Genomic DNA, 1,590 nt, shown 5'->3' on the forward strand with positions numbered 1-1,590 from the left:
AAATATACTTTATTAATTTTAAAAAACAAAATATTTAGAAACAGAAAATTATTAAAAAAAATATTAAAAAAATTAATATAAAAAATCATACATAAAATCAAATCAATTATATCGGATTATTTTTTTATATTAATAATTGTTGTACCAATTATAAAAAAACCTGAATTGAAACATAAAAAAAACTAAACTATTTGGTTATCAAATGGTATTACCGCCTTCGGCAACAGTGAAAAAACTTAAAAAATTGGCTTTTTATCCAAAATTATAACAATTAGGTTTAGCTTTAGTATTAAAACCATGATATGGCTTTTTTTTCTTTTATCAATTTTCTCTTCTTAATAATTGTTTAACTTCAGCTCTGGTTAAAGAACGGTATTTTCCTTTAGGCAAATGATCTAAGGTCAGAAAATCATATCTATAACGCTTTAGTTTTAAAACTTCAAAACCCATTTCTTCCATCATTTTTCTAATTTGACGGTTTTTTCCTTCAGAAATCGTGATCGATAACCAAGTAGAAGGTAAAGGTTTTTTGGTTTGTTTTAAAAGATGAACTTCTTGAGGAATAGATAAATAATTATGATCAATGATAATCCCTTTTTTTAACTTTTTTAATTCTGAAAAAGTTAAAAAAAGGTTTATTTGGACATGATACTCTTTAGGAACCAAAGAAGAAGGATGAGTTAATTTTTGGGTTAATTCTCCGTCATTAGTAATAATCAATAAACCTTCTGTTTTGAAATCAAGTCTGCCGACAGGATAAAGTCTTTGTTGATGATCTTCTTTAATTAAATCAAGCACAATAGGTCTTTTTTTATCATCTTGAACACTAGTGATATAACCACTAGGTTTATGGAGTAAAAAATAAAGATATGGCGCTTGTTTAATATGTTTATCATCTACTAAAATAACATCTTTTGGAGATACTTTAGTACCTAAGGTAGTCACTATCTTACCGTTAACTTTTACTCTTTTAGCTAAAATTAATAATTCGGCTTTTCTTCTAGAAGCGATATTAGAGTTAGCTAAAATTTTTTGTATTCTTTCCATTATATAAACCTGCTTTTTTATTTTCTTTTTTTTATTTCTTAGTATCTTAAATTATAAATAATTTTTCTTTAAATGATTTATTTTAATCTTTACTTTTTTTTAATAAAAAGAGGAACTTATGGAAAAGTTCCTCTTTGGGAATGAAAGTAATTGGATATTTAAAGTCAATTTTTGTTTGAGTTGTTGGCTTGAGGGTTTTTAATAAAAAATTCAATGAATAATTTATCAAATTCCTTCAAAGCTTATTCTTGTTATTCTTTATTTAAATTTTAAAAAGTTTTTTTATCAGAACCAAGGATGTCCTTAATCACTTGATCTATTTTTTCTTGATAATAAAATGACCTCACCTCCATCCGTTTTATTCACTTTAACGTCATAGAAAATATCTTTGATAAAGGTGATGTTTCTAATATATTCTTTTAATAAATTAGGATCGTGTATAGAAAATGACTTCATTCTTCCGTCAACTTCTAAAACGAACAAACTTTCTATTTTGATTTCTTTATAATCAATTTGATACAGAACGATAGTTTTTTCATTTTT

General features: G+C 24.7%; 2 protein-coding genes. Both read right to left on the reverse strand.

What is annotated here, in order from left to right; genetic code table 11:
* Positions 1-321: 321 nt before the first annotated feature.
* On the reverse strand, positions 322-1,047 hold the full coding sequence (locus RI01_RS01950; RefSeq protein ID WP_017192986.1) for a pseudouridine synthase: 726 nt from the start codon (positions 1,045-1,047) through the stop codon (positions 322-324).
* A gap of 303 nt (positions 1,048-1,350) precedes the next feature.
* A partial coding sequence (locus tag RI01_RS03645; RefSeq protein WP_034735097.1) for a hypothetical protein occupies positions 1,351-1,590 on the reverse strand: 240 nt, incomplete at its 5' end.

Origin of the sequence: Italian clover phyllody phytoplasma str. MA1 (genome assembly GCF_000300695.1) — a bacterium.
GTDB lineage: Bacteria > Bacillota_I > Bacilli_A > Acholeplasmatales > Acholeplasmataceae > Phytoplasma.

What these genes read in the sequence shown, in the direction of transcription:
- RI01_RS01950 (WP_017192986.1), bottom strand. Translation starts at nt 1,047, where the DNA reads ATGGAAAGAATACAAAAAATTTTAGCTAACTCTAATATCGCTTCTAGA.